22 protein-coding genes are annotated in these 21,710 nt (G+C 70.1%); 12 read left to right on the forward strand and 10 right to left on the reverse strand.

From position 1 onward, the window contains the following. Positions 1-147: 147 nt before the first annotated feature. A complete protein-coding gene (locus KBY97_RS03945; protein WP_255145392.1) occupies positions 148-522 on the forward strand; it encodes an RNA-binding protein in 375 nt (124 codons plus the stop codon). A gap of 49 nt (positions 523-571) precedes the next feature. Here KBY97_RS03945 and KBY97_RS03950 read toward each other — a convergent pair whose 3' ends face one another. After that, a complete protein-coding gene (locus KBY97_RS03950) occupies positions 572-2,209 on the reverse strand; it encodes an apolipoprotein N-acyltransferase (RefSeq protein WP_255145393.1) in 1,638 nt (545 codons plus the stop codon). Between the two features lie 50 nt (positions 2,210-2,259). Here KBY97_RS03950 and KBY97_RS03955 point away from each other — a divergent pair, with 50 nt between their 5' ends. The 3 genes from KBY97_RS03955 to KBY97_RS03965 all read left to right on the forward strand — a co-directional run bounded on the left by KBY97_RS03955 (position 2,260) and on the right by KBY97_RS03965 (position 4,092). Continuing rightward, a complete protein-coding gene (locus tag KBY97_RS03955; protein ID WP_255145394.1) occupies positions 2,260-2,601 on the forward strand; it encodes a phasin family protein in 342 nt (113 codons plus the stop codon). An 81-nt stretch (positions 2,602-2,682) separates the two neighbouring features. Continuing rightward, positions 2,683-3,345, forward strand: a complete 663-nt coding sequence (locus tag KBY97_RS03960; RefSeq protein ID WP_255145490.1) for an FKBP-type peptidyl-prolyl cis-trans isomerase — start codon at positions 2,683-2,685, stop codon at positions 3,343-3,345. A 147-nt stretch (positions 3,346-3,492) separates the two neighbouring features. Then, positions 3,493-4,092, forward strand: coding sequence for a superoxide dismutase (locus tag KBY97_RS03965; RefSeq protein WP_255145395.1), 600 nt, complete (start codon positions 3,493-3,495; stop codon positions 4,090-4,092). Between the two features lie 11 nt (positions 4,093-4,103). On the opposite strand, the gene queA is transcribed toward KBY97_RS03965, so the two are convergent. The 5 genes from queA to lipB all read right to left on the reverse strand — a co-directional run bounded on the left by queA (position 4,104) and on the right by lipB (position 9,910). After that, positions 4,104-5,261: a tRNA preQ1(34) S-adenosylmethionine ribosyltransferase-isomerase QueA gene (gene queA / locus KBY97_RS03970; RefSeq protein WP_255145491.1), complete on the reverse strand. Its 1,158-nt coding sequence runs from the start codon at positions 5,259-5,261 to the stop codon at positions 4,104-4,106. A 46-nt stretch (positions 5,262-5,307) separates the two neighbouring features. Then, a complete protein-coding gene (locus tag KBY97_RS03975) occupies positions 5,308-6,669 on the reverse strand; it encodes a dihydrolipoamide acetyltransferase family protein (protein ID WP_255145396.1) in 1,362 nt (453 codons plus the stop codon). A 78-nt stretch (positions 6,670-6,747) separates the two neighbouring features. Continuing rightward, positions 6,748-7,191, reverse strand: coding sequence for a YlqD family protein (locus KBY97_RS03980; protein WP_255145397.1), 444 nt, complete (start codon positions 7,189-7,191; stop codon positions 6,748-6,750). Between the two features lie 46 nt (positions 7,192-7,237). Beyond that, the gene (locus tag KBY97_RS03985; RefSeq protein ID WP_255145398.1) at positions 7,238-9,202 is read right to left on the reverse strand and encodes an AMP-binding protein; all 1,965 of its coding nucleotides are present in this window, start codon (positions 9,200-9,202) and stop codon (positions 7,238-7,240) included. A gap of 27 nt (positions 9,203-9,229) precedes the next feature. Next, positions 9,230-9,910 (reverse strand): lipoyl(octanoyl) transferase LipB, encoded by a 681-nt coding sequence (gene lipB / locus KBY97_RS03990; protein ID WP_255145399.1) that lies wholly within the window; start codon positions 9,908-9,910, stop codon positions 9,230-9,232. A gap of 51 nt (positions 9,911-9,961) precedes the next feature. On the opposite strand from lipB, the gene hpf reads away from it, so the two are divergent. Genes hpf through KBY97_RS04015 form a run of 5 tightly spaced genes read left to right on the forward strand, consistent with a single transcriptional unit; the run spans position 9,962 to position 14,750 of the window. Further along, positions 9,962-10,546 (forward strand): ribosome hibernation-promoting factor, HPF/YfiA family, encoded by a 585-nt coding sequence (gene hpf / locus KBY97_RS03995; RefSeq protein ID WP_255145400.1) that lies wholly within the window; start codon positions 9,962-9,964, stop codon positions 10,544-10,546. A gap of 4 nt (positions 10,547-10,550) precedes the next feature. After that, on the forward strand, positions 10,551-11,231 hold the full coding sequence (gene deoC / locus KBY97_RS04000; RefSeq protein ID WP_255145401.1) for a deoxyribose-phosphate aldolase: 681 nt from the start codon (positions 10,551-10,553) through the stop codon (positions 11,229-11,231). Beyond that, complete coding sequence (recO, locus tag KBY97_RS04005) at positions 11,228-12,064, forward strand: DNA repair protein RecO (protein WP_255145402.1); 837 nt, start codon at positions 11,228-11,230, stop codon at positions 12,062-12,064. Before deoC ends, recO begins: the two co-directional genes overlap by 4 nt. A 4-nt stretch (positions 12,065-12,068) precedes the next feature. Then, on the forward strand, positions 12,069-13,466 hold the full coding sequence (locus KBY97_RS04010) for an MFS transporter (protein WP_399217227.1): 1,398 nt from the start codon (positions 12,069-12,071) through the stop codon (positions 13,464-13,466). A 27-nt stretch (positions 13,467-13,493) separates the two neighbouring features. Next, a complete protein-coding gene (locus KBY97_RS04015) occupies positions 13,494-14,750 on the forward strand; it encodes a glycosyltransferase family 4 protein (RefSeq protein WP_255145403.1) in 1,257 nt (418 codons plus the stop codon). Here the strand turns inward: KBY97_RS04015 and KBY97_RS04020 are convergent. The 4 genes from KBY97_RS04020 to KBY97_RS04035 form a co-directional block, all read right to left on the reverse strand. After that, entirely contained in the window at positions 14,711-16,159 is a 1,449-nt protein-coding gene (locus KBY97_RS04020) for a 1-acyl-sn-glycerol-3-phosphate acyltransferase (protein ID WP_255145404.1), read from the reverse strand. The two genes, KBY97_RS04015 and KBY97_RS04020, sit on opposite strands and share 40 nt — an antisense overlap. Before the next feature lie 138 nt (positions 16,160-16,297). Continuing rightward, on the reverse strand, positions 16,298-17,059 hold the full coding sequence (gene pyrF, locus KBY97_RS04025; protein WP_255145405.1) for an orotidine-5'-phosphate decarboxylase: 762 nt from the start codon (positions 17,057-17,059) through the stop codon (positions 16,298-16,300). Further along, complete coding sequence (tyrS, locus tag KBY97_RS04030; protein ID WP_255145406.1) at positions 17,059-18,357, reverse strand: tyrosine--tRNA ligase; 1,299 nt, start codon at positions 18,355-18,357, stop codon at positions 17,059-17,061. Before tyrS ends, pyrF begins: the two co-directional genes overlap by 1 nt. Before the next feature lie 51 nt (positions 18,358-18,408). Next, a complete protein-coding gene (locus tag KBY97_RS04035) occupies positions 18,409-18,732 on the reverse strand; it encodes a DUF1825 family protein (protein ID WP_255145493.1) in 324 nt (107 codons plus the stop codon). A 133-nt stretch (positions 18,733-18,865) separates the two neighbouring features. On the opposite strand from KBY97_RS04035, the gene KBY97_RS04040 reads away from it, so the two are divergent. The 3 genes from KBY97_RS04040 (at position 18,866) to KBY97_RS04050 (ending at position 21,707) form a co-directional block, all read left to right on the forward strand. Beyond that, the gene (locus tag KBY97_RS04040) at positions 18,866-19,552 is read left to right on the forward strand and encodes a hypothetical protein (protein WP_255145407.1); all 687 of its coding nucleotides are present in this window, start codon (positions 18,866-18,868) and stop codon (positions 19,550-19,552) included. Between the two features lie 2 nt (positions 19,553-19,554). After that, entirely contained in the window at positions 19,555-20,166 is a 612-nt protein-coding gene (locus tag KBY97_RS04045) for a GIY-YIG nuclease family protein (RefSeq protein ID WP_255145408.1), read from the forward strand. 62 nt (positions 20,167-20,228) lie between these two features. Then, positions 20,229-21,707 carry a leucyl aminopeptidase gene (locus KBY97_RS04050; protein WP_255145409.1) on the forward strand — a complete coding sequence of 493 codons (1,479 nt, stop codon included), beginning with the start codon at positions 20,229-20,231 and terminating at the stop codon, positions 21,705-21,707. The last annotated feature ends 3 nt before the right edge of the window (positions 21,708-21,710 follow it).

Here is a 21,710-nt window from a genome sequence, read left to right on the forward strand (position 1 = left end):
GGGGGCATCGTCACCCGGCCGCGACGGGGAGGCTGGACGGACGTACGGGGCGAGCTCCTGTACGATTTGGTTGATTCCTAGATCCCTGGCCAGTCCAAAAGTCTGTTCAAGACGTCGACGGATCCGTTCAAGTTTTTTCTCAGCTCAATGACAATCTACGTAGGCAACCTCTCGTTCGATGCCGAACAGGAGGATCTCCGTGACCTCTTCAGTCAGTACGGGGAAGTTCGCCAGTGCAGCCTGCCTCTCGATCGGGAAACCGGCCGGAAGCGCGGGTTCGCTTTTGTCGAACTGGCCAATGATGCAGAAGAACAGAAAGCCATCGACGATCTCCAGAACGTCGAATGGATGAATCGCATGATCCGCGTCAACAAAGCTGAACCGCGTGGCGGCGGTGGCGGTGGTGGCGGCAACCGTGGCGGCGGCGGTGGTGGCGGCTACGGCGGTGGCGGTGGCTACGGCGGCGGTGGTGGCGGCGGCGGCGGCTACGGCGGTGGTGGTGGCGGCCGCAGCCTTTACTGATTCGCTGAACCGGCCCTTGGTCGTTTCCTGATCACCTGAATCAACCCAATCAACCTTCAAGCCCCGCTCTGTGCGGGGCTTTTTTTATGGCTGTCGCCCGCTGCATCGCTGCGGCCCGGTAAACGCCGCCCACCAAGGCCAGCAGCAACAGGGGCAGCTCGCCCCAGCGCACGTAGGGGGTCCAGTGCGTGCGGCGCTCCAACGCAAACAGGCCCGTGGCGGCGTACCCGGCGGGAAGCCGCTGGCGGATCACCCCGCTGCTGTCCACCACCAGGCTCGGACCGGTGTTGGCGGCACTGGCCAGCCAGCGGCCCGTTTCGATCGCGCGCAACTGGCTGAGTGCGGCGAACTGGTGCTGCAGCAGCAGGGGATAGGGATCGAGGTTGGCCGTGGCCAGCAGCCAGCCGGCTCCGGCGCGGCTGGCCGCCGCCAAGGCCCGGCCATCGGAGAGCTCGTAACAGATGGCCACGCCGAGCGCACCTCCCGGCCGCTGCAACAGGCGCGAGGGCGCCCCGGGCTGCACCCCGCCCACCGCCGACAAGCCGGCCCAGCGCCACCAGCGCGCCAACGGCACCCACTCACCCAGCGGCACCAGCCGGTGCTTGTCGAGGGCAGAGCTGGGCTGGAGGGACCCCGGCGAAAAGCGCAGCACACTGCTGCGCAGCTCTTCTCCCACCTGGCGGAAGCCACCGCTGAGCACCTCCACGGGCGCCATTCCTGGCAGGTCCTGCCCCAGCGCCAGGGCCCCTTCCGGCAGCACCAGCAGATCCACCTGCCGCTGCACCGCCTCCGCCTGGGCGGCCCCCAGACGCCGGCGCAGCAAGAGTTGCTGATCGGCATCAAACTTGCGGCGCGTGGGAATCGCCGGCTGCAGCACCAGCACCTGCTCCTGATTCTCTTGGGCTACGGCATGCTTGATCGCAGCGTGATTGGCCGAGCCCTGGCTCAGCCCTTGGCCCGTGCCCTGGCTCTGGACCGTGCTCTGGCTTTGGCCCTGACTCTGGCTCCGCGCCTGGCTCCGGGCCTGGCCACGGAAAGCCCTCAGCTGGCTCCAGCCGATCAGGTGCAGCAGCAGGATCGAGCTGGCCAGGAGCGCGGCGCCGCGCCGCCGCAGCAGCGGTCCGCCCGTCAGCACCCGCCACAGGCCCCAGCCAATCAGCAGCTGGACCGCCGCCACCAGGCCACTGCCGCCCAGCGCCGCCAGCCCGGCCAATGGCCGGTCACCGGGCAGGGCCGAGGCCCCCAGCCCGATCCAGAACAGCGGCCCGGTGGCCAGCGCCACTTCCGCCAGGCCCCACAGCGCGGCCGCCAGCAAGGCGGTGCTCCAGCAGCGCGGGTCGAGGCGACGCACCAGCAGGCTCCACAGCGCCACCAAGGCGGCTCCAAGCAGCGCCAACGCACCCCATAGCGCCACGCAGAGCGGCAGGCTCAGCGGCAGTGGCACCCCCACCCAATCGAGCGGATGGAGCCAGAGCAGCCAGCGGTGGCTCACCAACACCGCCGCCCCCCCCCACAGGGCCGCCCCGGCCGGCGTGGTCTGCCCCCACAGCGGCACCAAGGCCAGCCACAGCAGGGGCGGGAAGCCCCAGGGGGCGAACGTCAGTCCCGCCAGGGCCCCCGCCAGCAGGGCCGTGACAGGGGCCGTGAGCGGGCGCGAGTCCCAGGGCAGGGGCCGGTCATTGCCCATGGCTTGGCTCCAGTGCGGGAGACCAGGATGGGGCACCGAAATCTGTCGCCATGGAACGGGACAATCTGCTGCAACAGCTGCTGCTGCGTGGCCTCGGCACCAGTTCGATGGTGGCCGAGCGGTTGCGCCACGTCACCCAGTCGTGGGTGACCAGCGGCCGCCTTGATCCCAACCAGGCCACTGCGCTGGTGGACGACGTGATGCGTGCGCTGCGGGGAGACAACCCCGAGCTGGAAAAACAGGCCGGCCGCACGGTGGAACGCAACGTGGAGTCATTTCTGCAGGACGTCGGCCTGGCGCGGCAGAAGGAGGTCGACGAGCTGCGCGGTCGTATCGACCGGCTGGAGCAGGCCCTGCGCGCCCGCCGGGAGGCGGAGGACAGCAACGACTGAATGCGACCTCCGGTGGAGACCGCTATGCCCGCTGGCAGAATCGGGTCTGCCACCGTTCGTGCCTTGACCCGCCCGTCCGCCATGCGCGACATCCTGATCAGCTCGACCCTCTGCGTCGCTTTCCTGCTGGTGGCTCTTGTCAGCCAGCTGGTGGCCCCCAGCACGGTGGAGGCGGCAGGCACCAGCGCCGCGCTCGCGAATCCGGCCACCACCGCCAACGCCGTGGCCCCGGCGGCCGGCAGCGCCCTGCCTGCCGCGGCCACGGCCGTGAACCGCTTCGAACTCGACCCCGACGACCCCAACCCCACCCTCTTCGCCATGGCTCCTGACTCCAGCACCGATTCCTCCGTGGCCCAGGGAGGCGGCGCCGGCGCTCTCGGCGGCGAGATGGTGGCGGCGAAGGAACGGATCACCCCCAGCGGGCTGCGCATCGTTGATGTCTCCATCGGAGAGGGCGCCGAGGCAATCAGCGGCCAGAACGTGCTGGTGAACTATCGCGGCACCCTTGAGAACGGCCAGGAATTCGACAGCAGCTATTCCCGCAACCAGCCCTTCAGCTTCCCGCTCGGCGCCGGCCGGGTGATCAGGGGCTGGGATGAAGGGGTGGCCGGCATGAAGGTGGGCGGCAAGCGCAAGCTGGTGATCCCTCCTGATCTGGCCTACGGCGAGCGCGGTGCCGGCGGCGTCATCCCCCCCAACGCCACCCTCACCTTTGAGGTGGAGCTGCTGCGCGTCGGCGGCTGATCCGCCCCCGCACCGGCGGCATTGTGATGGGTGCGATTGTTAAAATGATCACACCAGCGGGTGGGTTCACACCGGCGGAAGGGTTCGCTCCGCGGATCGCTCCACGCGTCAGCCCGTCTCCGCTTCCCTTTTCTCTCGAACCCACCAATGGCTCATCAGCTGCCTGCGCTTCCCTACGACCTCGACGCGCTCGAGCCGCACATCTCGCGCCAGACCCTGGAGTTCCACCACGGCAAGCATCACGCGGGCTACGTGGCCAACCTCAACAAAATGGTGGAAGGCACCGATCTGGAAGGCAAATCCCTTGAGGATGTGATCCTGGCGGTGGCCGGTGATGCCGGCAAGGCGGGCATCTTCAACAACGCCGCCCAGGTGTGGAACCACACCTTCTACTGGCAGGGCCTCAAGCCCGGCGGTGGCGGAGCCCCCACCGGCACCCTGGCCGACAAGATCACCGCCGATTTCGGTGGCTTCGATGTGTTCACCGAGCAGTTCAAAGCTGCCGGTGCCACCCAGTTCGGCAGCGGCTGGGCCTGGCTGGTGCTCGATGGCGGCATCCTCAAGATCACCAAGACCGGCAATGCCGATCTGCCGCTGGCCCACGGCCAGAAGGCCCTGCTCACCATGGATGTGTGGGAGCACGCTTACTACCTGGATTACCAGAATCGCCGCCCCGATTACATCTCCACCTTCCTCGACAAGCTGGTGAACTGGGAGTTCGTGGCTGCCAATCTGGCTGCCGCCTGAGCCCCCAGCCCTCAGGGCTTCGCCCCCGGCAGCACGGCTGTCGGGGCAATCCACATGGCATCGCCATAGGAAAAAAAGCGATAGCCCTCCTTGATCGCCGTGGCGTAGAGCGCCAACAGCTGCGGGCGCCCGATCAGGGCGCTCACCAGCAGCAGCAGCGAGCTCTGCGGCAGGTGGAAGTTGGTGATCAACCCTTCCACCACCCGAAAGCGAAACCCGGGCTGAATCACCAGGGCCACCGGCCCTTGAAAGGGCCGCAGCACCCCATCCGCTGAGGCGGCGGCGGCCCCTTCCAGAGCCCGCACGCTCGTGGTGCCCATGGCGATCACCCGCCCGCCCGCAGCACGCGTGGCCGCCACCGCCGCCACCACCTCCGCGGACACCTCCACCCATTCGCTGTGGAGTTCAAGCGCGCTGAGATCTTCCGTTTCCACCGGCCGGAAGGTGCCCAGCCCCACATGCAGCGTGATCGCCACGAGGCGCACCCCGCGGGCCTTCAGAGCCGCCAGCAGCTCGTCGCTGAGGTGCAGCCCCGCTGTCGGTGCGGCCACGGCACCGGGTTTGTCGGCGTAGCGGGTCTGGTAGCGCTCGTCGTCGCTGCTGTCCTGCTGGTGGATGTAGGGCGGCAGGGGCATGCTGCCGTAACGATCGAGCAGCGCCTCGATGGCTGCCGCATCAACGCAGTGGGGCGGGAACTGGATCACCCGGCCACCGCTGGCCTGATCCACCTCCAGCACGGTCACCACCAACGGTGGCTCCACACCAGGCCGGCGTGCTGGTCCGCCCTCAGCGCCCTGCGGTGCCGGGCCATCCGCGGCCTGCAGCTCAAGCTCCAGCTCCTCTCCGGGATGGAGGCGTTTGGCGGGCCGTGCCAGACACAACCAGCGCCCTTCCCCGCGGGGTTCCAGCACCAGCAGTTCCACGGCCCCGCCGCTGCGGCGCCGAGCCGCCAGCCGCGCCTTCAGCACGCGGGTGTTGTTCACCACCAGCAGATCGCCGGGCTCGAGCTCCTCGGCCAAAGCCCACACCGTTAGATGCCGCGGCGCCGCCGGCGCCGGCTCCACGGCCAGCAGCCGGGCCGCATGGCGCGGTTCCACCGGGCGCTGGGCAATGCGCTCCTCAGGCAGATCGAAGCTGTAGCTGGAGAGCAGCGTGTCCAGATGGCTCAGCGGGCCGGCGACAGGGTTCGACGCGGCAGGGTTCGACACCGTCGGTTCAGAGCGCCAGGCTTTCGGGCCGGTGCTCGATCAGGTCGGCCAGATCCTTGAGGAAGGCCGCCCCATGGGCGCCATAGATCACGCGGTGGTCGGCGGTGAGGTTCACCTGCATCTGCCGCTTGACGGCGATCGAGCCATCGGCGTTGGCCACCACCGTGGGCCGGGAGGCCGCCACCGCCAGGATCGCGCCCGTGCCGGGCGGCAGGATCGCATCGAAGCGATCCACCCCGAACATGCCGAGATTGGAGAGGGTGAAGGTGCCGGTGCTGTATTCGTCGGGCTTGAGTTGCTTGGTGCGGGAGCGGGCCACCAGATCCGCCCAGTTGCGCGACAGGCTGTAGAGATCGGTGCGGTCGGCTTCCTTCAGCACCGGCGTCACCAGGCCGCCATCGTCCATGGCCACGGCGATCGCCACGTTGACCGCGGCGGGATACACCATGCCGGCCTCGCTCGCTGCCGCATTCACCTGGGGATGGCGCGCCAGCACCACACCCACCGCCTTGGCCAGCAGGGCCGTCATCGTGACGCCCTTGCTCTTCACCTGCTTGTAGAAGGCATCAAGCCGATCGGTGGTGATCGTGTAGCCCACGTGGAAGCAGGGCACCGTGAGGCTGGCGAGCATGTTGCGGTTCACCGCCCCCTGCAGGGTGGTGAAGGCCACTGTTTCTCCCGGGCGGCCGAAGCTCTGGCCGGCGGGAGCGGCCGAGCCGTTGGCAGCAGCGCCTGATGGAGCCCCTGCGGCAGCCGGAGCCGAGGCGGAAGCGGCGGCCGTGAAGGGGGCACTGCCTTCCGCCACCCGGGCCACCGAGGCTGGCTGGCCAGCGGCCCGCTCCACGTCCTCGGCCTGGATGCGGCCATGGGGGCCGCTGCCCTTGAGGGCTTCCAGCGTGACGCCGAGCTGGCTGGCCAGCTTGCGGGCGCGGGGGGTGGCCACCACCCGGCCATTGCCCGCTGCCGGAGCCACCGCCACCGGCACTGCCACAGGCAGGCTGGCGGCGGGAACCGCCGCTGGCGCCGCCGGTGCGGCAACAGGTGAGGGCGGGGCTGGGGCGGCCGCCGGAGCGGGTGCCGCAGCAGGCGCGCTGGGGGCACCGGCCTGGGCAGCGGCGATCTCCGCTTCGCTCTCCACGATCAGGCCGATTGTTTCGCCCACCGGCGCCGTACCACCGGCCTGCATCAGCACGGCGGCCAGGAAGCCCTCCTGGAAGGCCTCCACGTCCATGTCGGCCTTGTCGGACTCCACGACCAGGACCGATTCACCCCGCTCCACGCGGTCGCCGGGCTGCTTCAGCCACTCCACGATCTTGCCCTCCGTCATCGTGGAGCTCAGGGCGGGCATGAAGATTTCGTAGGTTGCCAAAGTCCTGGTTCCGATGCAGCCGGCGACGGGATTTTACGCGCGCCGCCGCCGCTGCCGCCCCAGCCGCCGCCCTGGAGCTCAGCCCCCCTCGATCGCCTCCACGACGCCATCGCGCACCAGCACCGCCACCTGGAGCTTCTGCACCAGGTTGTCGCCCACCTCAATCTTGCAGGCGCCTTCGATCTGGCCCTGATCCACGATCTGCTCGAACTCCAGCTCGCGCACCTGGCGCTGCTGCTCGAGCATGGCCCGCTTCTGCTCCTCCAGTTCGTTGCGCTTGGCCGCCACCTGTTGCTGCACCGAGCCCACCTGCTCCTGCACCCGTGGATCGAGCGGATTGATGCTCTGGCGGCGGATCTCATCCACCAGCTGCTGGCCCTCCTGCTCCAGCTGGGCGAGCTGCTGGTCAGTGTTGGCGACAGCGCCGCTGAGCTCTCGCTCGGCATCTTCCTTCCAGCGCGGTGTCACCACCGCCCGCACCGTGATGGTGCGCTTGATGGTCAGCGTTTGGCCGTCGGACATGGGGGGTTGGTAGCAGCCACCAGGCTGTCAGCCGGTGGAGCATGGGTCAACCGGCGTAGATGGCCTCCACCGCCGTCTGGTCCCGCTGGGTGATGCGGTCGCGCCGCTGCTTGAGCGTCTGGGTCAGCAGGCCGTTGTCGATCGTGAATGGCTCCACCAGCGCCACCCCGGCCAGCCGTTCATCGGGGCGTGAACCGGGGCGGGCTGCCAGCAACCGGTTGAAGTCGCCTTTGAGGGCACGCAGCAGCAGGGCATCGGCCTGTAAGGCGGCACCGGCACCAGCGCCGGCGGGCGCCGGCAGGCCGGCCGCCGCTGCAAAGGCCGCCAGCGGCTCGGCGCGCGGCACCACCAGGGCGCCCAGCTGGCGGCGGTCCTGCCCCACCAGCATCACCTGCTCCACCAGCGGATGGGCCACCAGGGCCTCCTCCAGCGGGCCGGGCTCGATGTTCTCGCCACTGCTGAGCACAATCGTGTCCTTGGCGCGGCCGGTGAGCACCAGGGAGCCATCGGGCAGCAGATGGCCGAGGTCGCCGGTGTCGAACCAGCCATCGGCATCGAGCACGGCGGCGGTGGCTTCCGGCTTGTTGAAGTAGCCGACCATCACCTGGGGACCGCGCGCCAGCACCCGGCCCCGTTCGCCCCAGCCCAGCGGCGCGCCGCTCTCCTGATCGACGATCTTCAAGGCGGTGTCCGGCAGGGGTTGGCCGGCGCTGCCGCGGCGGTTGCGCCACGGCCGGCGGCAGGCGAGCACCGGGCTGGTTTCGGTGAGGCCGTAGCCCACCAACAGCTCGATGCCGATCGCCTCGAAGAAGCTGTCCACGTGCAGGGAAAGGGCACCGCCGCCGCTGATCGCCGTGCGCAGCACCCCCCCGGACAGCTGCTGCCGCACCTTCGGCCACAGCAGCGCACCGGCCAACGCGTCCACCGGCCAGCTCACCGCCGTGAGCAGGGCCGCCGTGAGCCGGGCCAGCGGTGGCTCCACCTGCAGGGTGAGGCCCCTGGCGCGGCGGCGCTGCAGCCCATGGAAGCGGCTCACCGCCAGCGCCTTCTCAATCAGGCCGCGGCGCTTGGCGGGCATGGCCGCCAGCGCATCCTCGAAGCCCGCCAGAAGCGCCTCCCAGAGGCGCGGCACGCTGATCATGTAGTGCGGCTTGACCGCCTGCAGATCACCGCGCAGGTGCTTGAGCGTGGTGTAGGTCTGGCGGCAGCCGGCCGCCAGGAGGAAGTACTCAGCGGTGCGCTCGTAGGCGTGCCAGATGGGCAGCACGCTGAGCGCCCGGTCGCCGGGGCGGGGATTCACCGCCACCCCGAGGGTGCGCAACTGGTGCAGCAGGTTGGCGTGGCTGAGCGGCACGCCCTTGGGCCGGCCGGTGGTGCCCGACGTATAAAGCAGTGTGGCCAGGCGCTCCGGTGCCAGCGGTGGCAGCGGCGGTGGCGCCGCTTCGGCCCCACGGGCGCGGAAATCGGGCCAGCTGAGGCAGACAAGCCCCTCGGGCAGTGGCAGTGCGTCCCCGCCTGCCGGCTCCTCAAGCAGCACCACGAAACGCAGCCGGGCGAGCTGCTCGGGCGGCAGGGCCAGGCGCACGAGCAGCGCCGCCGACTCCACCACCAGCCCCACCGCGCCGGAATCTTCAAGGATGTAGCGCAGCTCCTCGACCGGCGCCGTGCTGCCCCGCACCGCATCGGCGGCGCCGGCCCGCATCAGCCCCTGGTCGGCGACCAGCCAGCGCGGTGAGTTCTCGGCGAACAGGGCCACCACATCGCCGGGGGCCACGCCCAGGCTGGCGAAGGCAGCGGCGGCCTGCAGGATCGCGGCATTGAGAGCGCTGAAGCTGAGCTGCTCGGGCGGGGTGGTGTGGGGGGCCTCCAGCGCCACCGCCGCGCCGTAGCGCTGGGCCACCTCCGGCCAGATCTGCTCCAGCCCGGTGATCGGGCCGAGGTCGCCCTGAGCAGCCAGTGCCTGACAGTCCTTCCGGTCACCCGACCAGGAAATTTCCGCCCGTGCTTTCACTGCCTTGCAGCCGATGGTGGCCCAGGCCTAACACCTCCAGAGCCGTTCGGTGGGCTGCGGTGGTCGGAGCGTGAGACCGAACGCCTCGGCGCACGCCCGGCTCAGCAGCGGTTGCACCAGGGCGGGGGTGATCCCGGGGCACCAGTCGCTCAGCCGCGCCACGGCCCGCCCCTTCAGGCCGCAGGGCACGATCGCTTCAAACCCCGTCAGGTCGCAGTTCACGTTCAAGGCAAGGCCGTGCTGGCTGATCCAGCGGCGCGCCCCCACCCCGATTGCCGCCAGCTTGCGCCCCTCCAGCCACACGCCCGTGAGCCCCTCAATCCGCTCTCCATCCAGCCCCAGCTCCGCCAGCACGGTGATCACCACCCCCTCCAGGGCCCGCAGATAACAGTGCAGATCTGCGCCGTGGCGCTGCAGATCGAGCACGGGGTAGAGCACCAGCTGGCCGGGCAGGTGGTGGGTCACCTCGCCGCCGCGATCGATGCGATGCAATGGTGCGGGGGGAGCCTGGGGATCGAAGCGCAGAAACGCTGTGCTGGCCCCGCGGCCGAGGGTGTAACAGGGCGGGTGCTGGAGCAGGAGCAGCGCTTCAGGAGCCGCGGGGTTGTTCAGCAGGCGCTCGCGCAGCTGCTGCTGCCAGCGCCACGCCTGGGTGAACTCCACCGGGGCTGGGGGTTCAAAACGGATTGCATCGAGAAGCGGATCCATGCGCCTGCCTTCCTATGGTTAGGGGAATCCGATCGCCAAAGGAGCGGTTCGATGAAGCTGTTGATTCACGGTCGCAATCTCGACGTCACACCAGCCATCCGGGAATACACGGAAGACAAACTGACCCGGGCGATCAATCATTTCGAGGGGCTGGTCAAGGAGGCGGATGTCCATCTCTCGGTGGCCCGCAACCCCCGGGTTCCCCAGCAGACAGCGGAGGTCACCGTGTTCGCCAATGGCCTGGTGATTCGCGCCCAGGAACGCAGCGAAAACCTCTACGCCAGCATCGACATGGTGGCGGGAAAACTCAGCCGCCAGCTGCGCCGCTACAAGGAGCGCCTCACCGATCACCACCAGAGCGAGGTGCAGGAAGCGGACGTTCTCGCAGATGGCGGCGCCGATACCACCGGTCTCACGACCGATCTGCTGGCCGGCCGCGAACCGGAACTGCCGGTGCCGGCGGTGCGGCGCAAGTATTTCGCCATGCCGGAGATGAGCCTGGAAGCGGCGCTGCATCAGCTTGACCTGATCGATCACGATTTCTACGTGTTTCGTGATGAGAAAACCGGAGGGATTCAGGTGCTCTACCGCCGCAATCATGGTGGCTTCGGAGTGATTCAACCGCGGGACTCCTGACCCCTTGCGCCACGAACGCCCCGATCTCGCACCGCTCATTGATCACGCCCTCCTCGATCCCCATCATGGGATCGAGGCCGTGCATCGCTGCTGCGACGAAGCCCTCCACTTCGGCTTCGCCGGTGTCTGCCTTGCCTCGCGCTGGCTTGCCTGCGGCCGGGAGCGGCTGGGCAGCGCCAGCCGCGTGCGGTTGATCGGGGTGGTGGCCTTCCCCTTCGGCGCCGTGCCGGCGGCGATCAAACGGGCCGAGGCGGAAGCCGCCGCGGCCGCCGGCGCCGACGAACTCGACGTTGTGCCTGATTTCGGCGCCCTCGCCGACGGCAACGGCAGTGCCGTCTACGAAGAAATCGGCGCGGTCGTGGAGCTGGGCCTGCCGGTGAAGGTGATTCTCGAGGCCGGCCGGTTGAGCGATCCCGCCCTGGCCCTGCTGGTGGAGGCGGCCATCGATGCCGGCGCCGCCTTTCTCAAGAGCGGCAGCGGCTTCGGTCCGCCGGTGAGCGTGGCTCAGGTGCAGCAACTGCGCGAGCTGGCCCGCGGCCGCGTGGCGGTGAAGGCCTCCGGTGGCATCACAGGGCTGGAGCAGGCCTTCGAGCTGGTGGAAGCCGGCGCCACGCGGCTCGGCACCAGTCGTGGTGTGGCACTGATGCAGGCGCTGCGCAGACCCGCCACACCCCCCGGCCCATGAGCAGCGGCGAGTCGCGCTTGGAGGGGCTCGTGCTCAAGAGCGGTCCCCTCGGCGAAAACGACCGCCTGCTCACCCTGCTCACCGACGCCGAGGGGCTGGTGCGGCTGGCGGTGCCGGGGGCGCGCCGGCCGCGCAGCAGCCTGGCGGCGGCGGTGCCGCTGGCCCTGCTCCAGCTGCAGGTGAGCGGTGGCCGCGGCCTGCGGCGGGTGCGGCAGTTGCAGGTGCAGCGCACCTACAGCCAGCTGGCGGAGCGGCTGGAAACCCTCGCCGCCGCCCAGGCGCTGGCGGAACTTGCTCTGCTGCTGGTGCCGGCGGGCGATGGCGTCCACGGGGTGCTGGAGGATCTGCTGATGCAGCTGGGGCGCCTCGACACCGTGGTGCGCGAGCGGCAGGAGAACGTCGAGGCCCTGGCGATCGCGGTGCAGGGCAGCGTGCACCTGCTGGCCCTGGGGGGCTATGGCCTGCCGCTGCAAAGCTGCGGCCGCAGCGGCCAACCACTGGAACCGCCGATCGGCAACTGGGAGTGGCGCTGCAGCCTGGTGCCGAGCGAAGGGCTGCTGATCGGTGCGGTGCCCGGGGCGATGCTCGTGCTCAACGCTTCCGAACTGGCGCTGCTGCAACGGCTGACGCGCCCGGCCCCACCCCGCCGCCGGGACGGGGAACTGATGGGGCCGCTGGCGGTGTGGCTGCGCCTTCTGCAGCTGGTGGAGCTGTGGACCCAGGAGCACGGCGGACGCCGTTGCCGCGCCCTGCGGCTGCTGCGCGACTGCTTCGAGCCGGGTCATGCGCTGGAGGCACCATCCCCTGAGCCATCATTGCGGCGGAACGGATAGAACCTTGAGCGGATTGTCCCGAGCCACGCCCCCGCCCCCGCCGGAGGCCGGCAGCACCGAGGAGCAGGCCGGCAGCGGCCGGGGCCAGGGGTTGCAGGCGGTGCTGGCGCTGCCCGACTTCCGGCGCCTGTGGGTGGGCCAGATCTTCTCCCAGCTGGCCGACAAGTTCTACATCGTGTTGATGGTGTTCCTGATCGCCCAGTACTGGGTGACGGACACGCCACAGACCAACGCCCTGCTGGCTGAAGCGGCCGCCAGCCTGCGCTTCGATTTCGAGACCCGCGCCCAGATGATCACCCTGTTGGCCACGGGGATTTACGTAGCCAACACCGTCCCCGCCATGGCCCTCGGCACCGTGGCGGGGGTGTGGGCCGACCGCTGGCCGAAACGCAAGGTGATGGTGGCCTCCAATGCCCTGCGCGCGGCCCTGGTGTTGCTGGCCCCGTTGCTGCTGATCCCCGGTCCCTTCTTCCTCGGCCTCAGCTGGGGCTACTGGGGCCTGGTGGCGATGACCTTCCTCGAGTCGGTGCTCACCCAGTTCTTTGCGCCCGCGGAGCAGGCGGCCATTCCCCTGCTCGTGCCACGGCCCTTGCTGCTGGCCGCCATCTCGCTGTATCAGGCCACGAGCATGGGCGCCACGATCGTGGGATTCGCGCTCGGCGATCCCGTGCTGCGCCTGCTGCGCAATGGGTTGGCCTCCGTCGGCATCGAGGGCGGTGAGTTTGTGCTGTTGCCCCTCTGTTATGGGCTGGCGGCACTGTCGATCGCCCGCATCCGCGTGGTGGAAGCCCCCTGGCAAGACCGCGGCACCTCGGTGTGGGGCGAGATCCTGGAGGGGATTCAGGTGCTGCGCGAGCGCTCCACGGTGCGCAACGCCCTGGTGCACCTGGTGCTCCTGTACAGCATCCTGGCGGCGCTCTACGTGCTGGCCATCAGCCTGGCCTCGGCGATCAAGGGGCTCGGCCCCACCCAGTTCGGCACCCTGCTGGCCATGAGCGGCCTGGGCATGGCTGTCGGGGCGCTGGCCGTGGCCCAGCTGGGCCGCGGCTTCACCCGCCGCCTGCTCTCGGCCACCGGCCTGGGCATGATCGCCTTCGCGCTGGTGCTGCTGGGCCAGGTGCGGGGCAGCCTGCCGCTCACGCTCGGCCTGTGCGTGGTGCTGGGTGTGGGCGCCGCCCTGCTGGCCATTCCCGCCCAGACCACCATCCAGGAGGACACCCCGGAAGAACTGCGCGGCAAGGTGTTCGGCCTGCAGAACAACCTGATCAATATCGCCTTGAGCCTGCCGCTCGTGCTGGCGGGCACCGTGGTGAGCCGCTACGGGCTGCAGCCCGTGCTCTGGGTGCTGGCGGGCATCACCCTGCTGGCGGCCCTGCTGGAGCGCCCCTGGAAGCGCTGCTAGCGTTTTGCCAGAAATGGGCGACAGCAGTTGGCGCATATCGCCTGGCTGGGCAAGAAATCACCCTTCTGCGGCAACGTCACCTACGGGCTCACCACCACGGAGCAGTTGCGGCAACGGGGCCACCGCATCAGCTTCATCCACTTCGACACACCCGCCACGGGCCCTGGGCTGCCCTGGGATCCGCCCAGCGTCGACGGCAATGGTCTGTCGCTCACCAAGGAGGCCCTGCGCGCCTCTCGCCGCGCCGCCCTGGCGGGCGATGAGAGCGAAGTGGCCCTGCCCTACCTGCTGAAATCACAGGTGTACACGGTCCCCGCACCTGGTGCCCAGCGGGAGTTGCGGGAATCGTTGGAGCAGCTCAAACCGGATCTGGTACACGCCAGCCTCACCCTCTCGCCGCTCGACTTCCTGCTGCCCGATCTCTGCCAGCAGCTCGGGGTGCCGCTGGTGGCCACCTTCCATCCGGCCTTCGACGCCGGCCTGCGCAACCTGGCCGGCGGCACCCAGCAGCTCACTTACCAGGTCTATGCCCCGGCCCTGGCCCGCTTCAACCGCGTGATCGTCTTCTCCGAGCTCCAGGCCGAGGTGCTCTCCCGGCTGGGGGTCAAGGACGACCGGCTGGTGGTGATTCCCAACGGCGTCGATACCGATGTGTGGAAGCCTGCGGGCTCCGAGCAGATGGGTTCCGAGCGCAGCAGTAGCGCGTTGCGCCATGAGGTCCTGGCCCGCTTCGACGGCCGTCGCTCGTTTCTGTACATGGGCCGGCTGGCCACGGAGAAGAACGTGGAGGCCCTGCTGCGCGCCTGGCGGTTGGTGCGGCCGGCGGGCTGCGTGTTGGTGATCGTGGGTGATGGGCCACTGCGGGGATCGCTGCAGGCCGCCCACGAAGACCCGGACATCCTCTGGTGGGGCTACGAACCCGAGCTGGAGCGTCGGGTGGCGCTGCTGCAGGCCTCAGAGGTGTTCCTGCTGCCGTCGCTGGTGGAGGGGTTGTCGTTGTCGTTGCTGGAAGCCATGGCCAGCGGCACCGCCTGCGTGGCCACCGATGCCGGCGCCGATGGCGAGGTGCTGGAGGGGGGGGCCGGCATCGTGATCAGCACCCAGGGGGTCACCACCCAGCTGCGCACCCTGCTGCCGGTGCTGCGTGACCAGCCGGTGCTCACCGCCGAACTGGGGCGCCGTGCCAGGGAGCGGGCACTGCAGCGCTATACGCTCACGCGCAACATCCAGGCGCTGGAGCGCGTCTACGCCGAACTGGTGCCCAGCCCCGCCCTGGCGGCCTGAGCGCCAGGTCCGGCCCCCTCCAGCTCCGCCAGCATGCGGGCGCGCAGCTCGGCCATCAGGTCATTCACTGCCTCACGGCGGCCGCTGAGGTAGCGGCCATGCCGTTCAGTCACATCGATCGGCTCCCCCACCGACAGCCGGGCCAGCCGGGAGCCCAGATCGGGCGGTTTGTCGTGGCTGGTGCCGTTGATCCAGGCGATCGCGCGCCACAGGATCTGAAGCACCTCGGTGTAGCGATCGAAGCTGGGTTTCTCGGCCACGTAGGAACCGCTGAGCGTGGAGAAGTGCTCCACCAGGCGCATGTGGTCCATGGCCAGGCGGGCCTCGGTGGCCTGCCAGTCGGCCAGGCTGCGCTCCAGGGGCGTCATCGTCTCCAGGTCGTCGCGGTAGAGGCGGCTCCAGCCCGCCTGCTCCACGCGCCGGCAGCGCTCGCCAAGGCTGCCCTTCGGGCGCAGCAGCTGCAAGTGGGTTTCCGCCACCGCCAGCGCCGCATTGCGGATCCGTTCAAGCCTGGCGATGAAGCCGTGCTCGTTGGCGGCCGTCCCCGGCGCCGGGGCCGGCAGAGGGGGCAGCTCCAAGCCATGGGCCTGGCGGTAGAAGTCCTCCATCACAGTGATCACGCCTTCGCCCAGCTGGATCAAACGGCGGTAGCGCCGCTCTTCCGCGGGGCGGCCGCCCCCCCTGGAGCCGCCTGCGCCTTCTGGGCCTGGGCTCCGGCCAAGCTGGGCTTCGAGGCGATCGAGCAACGCGTCGACCGCTGGCCAATCGAGGCCCTGCGTCACGTACCTGAGGGCGATCGGCACGATCAGCACCCGCTGCTGCCGGCCCGCGGCCGCCAGGTCGTCGCAGCACCAGAAGGCCAGCTGGGCCAGCCCTGGCTCCAGGGGGCCAAGCATCTCGCCGTGGTTGTTGGTGGCTCCCTCCGGGGCGATCGCCAGGGGGGAAGAGCCCTCGGCCAGCACGTCACGGGCGGCCTTGAGCGCTACGCGGTCGAGCTTGCCCCGCTGGATCGGGATGCCTCCCAGCGCGCCCAAAATCCAACCGGCCGCTGCTCCTGCCCACAGGGGGATGCCGCGGTCGTAGAGGAACTGGCTGTACACCGGTCTGTGCAGGCGCAGCCGCGCCGCCCGGGCTGCGCGGGGCACCTCCTCCCAGACCAGCTGGGCCATGGTGAGCGGATCGGTGGTGGTGGGGTGGCGAAAGGCGATCAACAGCCGCGCGCGGCCCTGCTGGTGCTCGGCGAACAGCTGCGCCAGCCGCTCCGCCCCCTCCACCTGTACGTCCACGATCCCCCGCGTCCGCAGCAGCACCGGCAGCGCCCAGCGGCTGAGCCGGTGCACCCAGGGGCTGAAGTGGGCGGGGAGGAAGCGCAGGCCCGGCTGGGCCGGCTGAATCCCGGCGCGGGGCATGGTCAGTCAGCAGAGCGTGCCTGCAGCATCCCCCGCTGCGGCCCACCTGTCTGCGGGCCGCAGGCCGGCAGGACCAGCGGCTGGCGATACGGGCGCCTGGTGAGAGCTGATGGGGTACGCGTGAGTCGCCCCAGCGGCTCAGAGAGCAGCAGCCAGTTCGGCGCAGCAGGCCGCGAACGCCGCCGCCGGATCGGGTGCCGCCGTGATCGGCCGGCCGATCACCAGCTGGCTGGCGCCGCCGGCGATCGCCTGGGCCGGCGTGAGCACGCGGGTCTGGTCGCCCATGGCGGCGCCAGCGGGGCGGATGCCCGGGGTCACCAGGGCGAAGGGCAGCGGATGCTGCGCCCGCAGCTCGGCCACCTCCAGCGGTGAGCACACGGCGCCGCGCAGCCCGGCGGCGGCCGCCAGCGCCGCCAGGTGGCTCACGTGGGCGGCCATTGCCACCGGCACCTGCCGCTCGGCGGCGAAGCGCTCCGCCTCCCAGCTGGTGAGCACAGTGACCGCCAGCAGGGTGGGCGACGCGGTGCCCTGGGCGGCAGCCCCCTGCTCCGCCGCCGCCAAAGCCGCCGCCAGGGCCTGGCGGCCGGCGCTGGCATGGACGGTGATCAGCTCGGCGCCCAGGGCGGCGGCGCTGCGGCAGGCGCCGGCCATGGTGGCGGGGATGTCGTGGAACTTCAGATCCAGAAACACGCGCAGGCCACGGCGGCGCAGTTCGCGCACCACCTCCGGCCCAGCGGCGGTGAACAGCTCCAGGCCCACCTTCACCCAGCGCAACTCGGGAATCGAGGCGGCCAGTGCCAGGGCGCTGCCGGCATCGGGGCGGTCGAGCGCCACGATGATCCTCTGCGCAGGATCGGCCAACGCCGTGGCGCCCCCTGTGTTGCGCTCTGTGCTGGCCATCAGGCCACCAGCCGCCGGAAGGTCTTCTTGCCGAGCTGCAGCACCTTGCCCTCCAGCTCCGCCGGGCTGCTGAATTCCAGGTTGGGATCGCTCAGCTTCTCGCCATCAAGCTTCACGCCGCCGCCCTGGATCTGGCGCCGCCCTTCACTGCTGCTGGCGCAGATCCCGATGGCGCTTAGCAGGAAAAACGCCTTGGCGGGAAAGCGCACCGTCGCCAGTGACGCCTCCAGCACGTCGCAGGCTTCGCCGCGGGGCAGGCCGCCATCTTCCCCATCAAGCCCCTCGCTTCGCCCTGCCCCCACCAGGCCGGCCGCATCGGCCTGGGCCTGCACGGCCGCCTGGTGGCCATGGCGAGTGGCGGTCACCTCCAGCGCCATCGCCTTCTGGCGCTCCCGCGGGCTGGCCGGCAGTGCCTCAAGGTCGAGGTCCGTGAGCAGGGTGAGGTAATCGTTCACTGCGGCATCGGGCACCTTCTCCAGCTTCGAATACATCGAGAGCGGATCGTCCTGGAGCCCCACGGTGTTGCCCAGGCTCTTGCTCATCTTCTGCACGCCATCAAGTCCCGGCAGGATCGGCAGCAGCAGGCCGAACTGCGGCGGCTGGCCGAAATGGCGCTGCAGATCGCGGCCCATCGCCACATTGAACTTCTGATCGGTGCCGCCCAGCTCCAGGTCAGAGCGCACCGCCACGGAGTCGTAGCCCTGCAGCAGGGGATAGAGGAACTCGTGCAGGGCGATCGGCGTGCCGCCGCCGTAGCGCTTGGAGAAGTCGTCCTTGGCGAGCATCTGGCCCACGGTGCTGATGCCGAGCAGCTCGATCACCTGCGGCAGATCGAGCGCCGCCAGCCACTCACTGTTGCGCCGCACCTCCAGCCGGCCGGGGGTTTCGAAGTCGAGCAGGGCCCGCTGCCGCGGTTGCCCTTGGCCCAGCTGCTCCAGGTAGGTGGTGGCATGGGCCGCCACCGCCTCGGCGCTCAGCTGCACGCGGGTGGCGCTCTTGCCCGTGGGGTCACCGATCCGGGCGGTGAAGTCGCCGATGATCAGCACGGCGGTGTGGCCGGCGTCCTGGAAAGCGCGCAGCTTGCGGAACAGCAGGCTGTGCCCCAGATGGATGTCGGAGCCGGTGGGATCGATGCCGAGCTTGATGCGCAGGGGCCTGCCCTGGCGCTCAGCTTCCGCCAGCCGCGCGGCCAGGGAGGTGCCGCTGCCGGCCAGCGGTCCAGCCTCGTGCGGAAAGAGATCCGCCAGGCCCCGGCTCAGCCATGCCGGCACGTCCGGCCACACGTGCGCCTGACCCATCCACCTGCCCCGTCCGTGTCACGACCCGTCGCGGCGGATCGTAGGCAGGCGTCAGCTGGAGGGGCCCAGTTCGCTCTTCATGCGCTCGAGCGTGAGATGCATCTGGCTGAACATCTGCTCGGGCGTCATGCCGAACTGGCCCAGCTGGGTGCGCAGCTGCTCGACCGTGAGCTTGGCCTGAAAATCCTCCGAGAGCTCGAAGCGCTTCATGAACACCCGGTAGCGGTCCATCAGCTCCTCCATCCGCTCAATGAAGAGCTTCTTGCCCTCCCGATCGAACTTGCCGTAATCGGAGCCCAGCTGGGTGAGCTCCTGGTAATCGGTGAACAGGCGCCGGGCTTCGTCCTGGACGATCTCGGATTCGAAGAAGCCCATCAAGCAGCCGGTCACTGAGCGATCTGATCGATTCTGCGGCGCCCGCCGGTCCGCTGGTGAGTACGGATTGGCGTATCGACCGCCCCCTGCCGCTAACTTCGGCCCAGTCCGTCGTGGCTGAAGGGGGGCCGCCATGGCCAGGGGGCACTGGTTGGATCCGCTGGCACGCCGGCTGCTGATCGCCACGGGGCAGATCGCGCCGCCGCCGCCGCTCTGCCCTGAGCCCGGTCAGCCCAGTAGGGCCGAGGCGGCCGTGGAACGCGACCTGCTGGCCTTGAAGCTGAAGCAGAACCCGGCCCTGCGGCTGCGGGATGCCCAGGAGGTGCGCCATGCCGCCGCCCTGGGCTGGCGGCTGGATGTGAACCGGGCCACCCCCGGCGACTGGCTGCGGCTGCCCGGCTGTGAGCCGCACCAGGTGGACCTGCTGCTGCGGCTGCAGGCCGGCGGTGTGCAGCTCAGTGGCGAGGACGACCTGCAACGGTTGCTGGGCCTCAGCGAAGCCCAGCTGCAGTGCTGGCTGCCGCTGCTGGAGTTCCGCTGGTATGGAGAGGCCGCGCCGCTGCGACCGGCGCCGCTGGATGTGAACCGTTGCAGCGCCGAACAGCTGGGGGCGCGGTTGCTGCTGGACCCCCCCCGCTGCCAGCGGCTGGTGCGCGAACGGGGTCGGGGGCCGTTTCAGGATCTCGCCGATCTGCAGCAACGGCTGCAACTGCCCCCCCACCTGGTGGAGGCCCTGATCGGCAAGGTGAGCTTCGGCCGCGGGCCGGTGGGGCCGGATCTGCCGCGGCCGGCAGCGGCGCCGCAGCGGCAGCGGCCCTGAGCATGGGTCTGCCGCGCCAGGGTCAGCTCAACCTGTTCGGCGCCGGGTCGCCCTCCCCGGCCAGCGAGCAGGCACCCAGCGATCTGCCGTTGGCGCGGCACCAATTGTTGCGCTGGCAGCAGGGCCTGGCCGACTTTCAGCGTCCCCTGCACCGCAGCAGAGCCGGCGTTGCGCAACGCTCGCTGTTCGGGGCCAGCGGGGCCGATGCCGCCGCTGAGCAGGCCGCCGGCTTCGATCCGCTGGCCCTGGCGCCGCTCAACCTGCAGTTCTGGCGCTGGCCCGAGCCGCCGCAGCAGGGGGCGGCGCTGTATGTGGTGATGGACCGCCAAGCCCAGCTGGAGCACCCCCTGCTGCTGTACGTGGGCGAAACGGGCTGCGCCGATCGCCGTTGGAAAGGCGAGCACGACTGCAAGACCTACCTGGCCGCCTACGACGAAGCCCTCCGCCGCTGCGGGCTGGCCAGCGGGTTGAGCATCCGCTTCTGCAGCGACGTGCCCGGGGCGGTCAAACCGCGCCGGGCCCTGGAGCAGGCGCTGATTCGCCGTTGGCAGCCGCCGTTCAACAAGGAAACGCGGCAGCGCTGGGCCACCCCCTTCACCGCCGACCCGGCCTGAGCGCCGCCGGGGGACGGGGCGGGGCGGCATGGCTACGATCGCGCCTCCAAGGTTGAAGCTCCATGGAGTTCCGCACCAGTCCCGCCGCCTTCACGCAGTGGGAAGGCGACACCCTGGCGGTGGGGGTGCTGCAGGGGGATCCCGTCGGGTGGCTGCCGCTCCTGTCGTCCCGCTTCAGCCTCGACCTGGCCGCGCTGCTGGAGCAGCGCCGCTTCAAGAGCAAACCCGGCGACTGCCTGGCCCTGCACCTGCCCGCCCACAGCCCAAGCCTGCTGGTGCTGGTGGGCCTGGGGGAGGCCGGCAGCCTCGACGGCGCCGCCCTGCGCAGCGCCGCTGCTGCCAGCGCCAAGGCCGCTGCCGCCTCCGGTGGGGCGCTGGGGCTGGCCCTTCCCTGCGAGGGACTTGATCCCGCCGCCGCTGCCACGGCCATCGCCGAGGCGGTGCGGCTGAGCCTCTACAAGGATCAACGCTTCAAGAGCGAGGCAGAGCCCCAGCCGCTGCCGGAGAGCGTCACCCTGCTGGGCCTGCCAGAGGCAGCCGGCGCCGGCCTCGCCGCCGTGGCCGCCACCTGCGCCGGCGTGGAGCTGGCCCGTGAGCTGGTGGCCGCCCCGCCCAATGCGGTCACCCCCGAGGCCCTGGCCACCGCCGCCGCCGCCATCGCCGCCGACTTCGGCCTGGAACTGAAGGTGCTGGAGCGCGACGACTGCGCAGCCCTCGGCATGGGGGCCTACCTCGGCGTGGCCCAGGGTTCGGACCTGCCGCCCAAGTTCATCCACCTCACCTACCGCCCCGTCGGCGGCTCCAGCCGGAAGCTGGTGTTGATCGGCAAGGGGGTCACCTTCGATTCAGGCGGCTACAACCTCAAAACCGCCGGCTCCCAGATCGAGATGATGAAGTACGACATGGGCGGCAGCGCGGCGGTGCTGGGGGCGGCGCGTGCCATCGCCGAGCTCAAGCCGGCGGATGTGGAGGTGCATGTGATCGTGGCCGCCTGCGAAAACATGATCAGCGGCAACGCCATTCACCCCGGCGACATCCTCACCGCCTCCAACGGCAAGACGATCGAGATCAACAACACCGATGCCGAAGGGCGGCTCACCCTGGCCGATGCCCTTGTCTACGCCTGCAACCTGGAACCCGATGCGGTGGTGGATCTGGCCACGCTCACCGGCGCCTGCGTGATCGCCCTGGGCGAGGAGATCGCCGGGCTGTGGTCGGTCAGCGACACGCTGGCAACAGCCCTGGTGGATGCCGGCGAGGAGGGCGGCGAGCTGTTCTGGCGCATGCCGCTGCATGCCGCTTACAAACAGGGCCTGAAAAGCCCGGTGGCGGATCTCAAGAACACCGGGCCACGGCCGGGCGGGTCGATCACGGCGGCCCTGTTCCTCAAGGATTTCGTCACGCCTGATCTCGCCTGGGCCCACCTCGACATCGCCGGCACCGTGTGGAGCGACAAGGGCCGGGGCCTTGACCCTGCCGGTGCCACCGGTTTCGGCGTGCGCACCCTGGTGAACTGGGTGTGCCACGGCGGCCCGGCTTAAGGT

The organism is Synechococcus sp. ATX 2A4, from assembly GCF_024346375.1.
In the GTDB taxonomy this organism is placed as follows: Bacteria; Cyanobacteriota; Cyanobacteriia; order PCC-6307; family Cyanobiaceae; genus MW101C3.

What these genes read in the sequence shown, in the direction of transcription:
- KBY97_RS03945 (WP_255145392.1), top strand. Translation starts at nt 148, where the DNA reads ATGACAATCTACGTAGGCAACCTCTCGTTCGATGCCGAACAGGAGGAT.
- KBY97_RS03950 (WP_255145393.1), bottom strand. Translation starts at nt 2,209, where the DNA reads ATGGGCAATGACCGGCCCCTGCCCTGGGACTCGCGCCCGCTCACGGCC.
- KBY97_RS03955 (WP_255145394.1), top strand. Translation starts at nt 2,260, where the DNA reads ATGGAACGGGACAATCTGCTGCAACAGCTGCTGCTGCGTGGCCTCGGC.
- KBY97_RS03960 (WP_255145490.1), top strand. Translation starts at nt 2,683, where the DNA reads ATGCGCGACATCCTGATCAGCTCGACCCTCTGCGTCGCTTTCCTGCTG.
- KBY97_RS03965 (WP_255145395.1), top strand. Translation starts at nt 3,493, where the DNA reads ATGGCTCATCAGCTGCCTGCGCTTCCCTACGACCTCGACGCGCTCGAG.
- KBY97_RS03980 (WP_255145397.1), bottom strand. Translation starts at nt 7,191, where the DNA reads ATGTCCGACGGCCAAACGCTGACCATCAAGCGCACCATCACGGTGCGG.
- lipB (WP_255145399.1), bottom strand. Translation starts at nt 9,910, where the DNA reads ATGGATCCGCTTCTCGATGCAATCCGTTTTGAACCCCCAGCCCCGGTG.
- hpf (WP_255145400.1), top strand. Translation starts at nt 9,962, where the DNA reads ATGAAGCTGTTGATTCACGGTCGCAATCTCGACGTCACACCAGCCATC.
- recO (WP_255145402.1), top strand. Translation starts at nt 11,228, where the DNA reads ATGAGCAGCGGCGAGTCGCGCTTGGAGGGGCTCGTGCTCAAGAGCGGT.
- KBY97_RS04020 (WP_255145404.1), bottom strand. Translation starts at nt 16,159, where the DNA reads ATGCCCCGCGCCGGGATTCAGCCGGCCCAGCCGGGCCTGCGCTTCCTC.
- pyrF (WP_255145405.1), bottom strand. Translation starts at nt 17,059, where the DNA reads ATGGCCAGCACAGAGCGCAACACAGGGGGCGCCACGGCGTTGGCCGAT.
- tyrS (WP_255145406.1), bottom strand. Translation starts at nt 18,357, where the DNA reads ATGGGTCAGGCGCACGTGTGGCCGGACGTGCCGGCATGGCTGAGCCGG.
- KBY97_RS04035 (WP_255145493.1), bottom strand. Translation starts at nt 18,732, where the DNA reads ATGGGCTTCTTCGAATCCGAGATCGTCCAGGACGAAGCCCGGCGCCTG.
- KBY97_RS04040 (WP_255145407.1), top strand. Translation starts at nt 18,866, where the DNA reads ATGGCCAGGGGGCACTGGTTGGATCCGCTGGCACGCCGGCTGCTGATC.
- KBY97_RS04045 (WP_255145408.1), top strand. Translation starts at nt 19,555, where the DNA reads ATGGGTCTGCCGCGCCAGGGTCAGCTCAACCTGTTCGGCGCCGGGTCG.
- KBY97_RS04050 (WP_255145409.1), top strand. Translation starts at nt 20,229, where the DNA reads ATGGAGTTCCGCACCAGTCCCGCCGCCTTCACGCAGTGGGAAGGCGAC.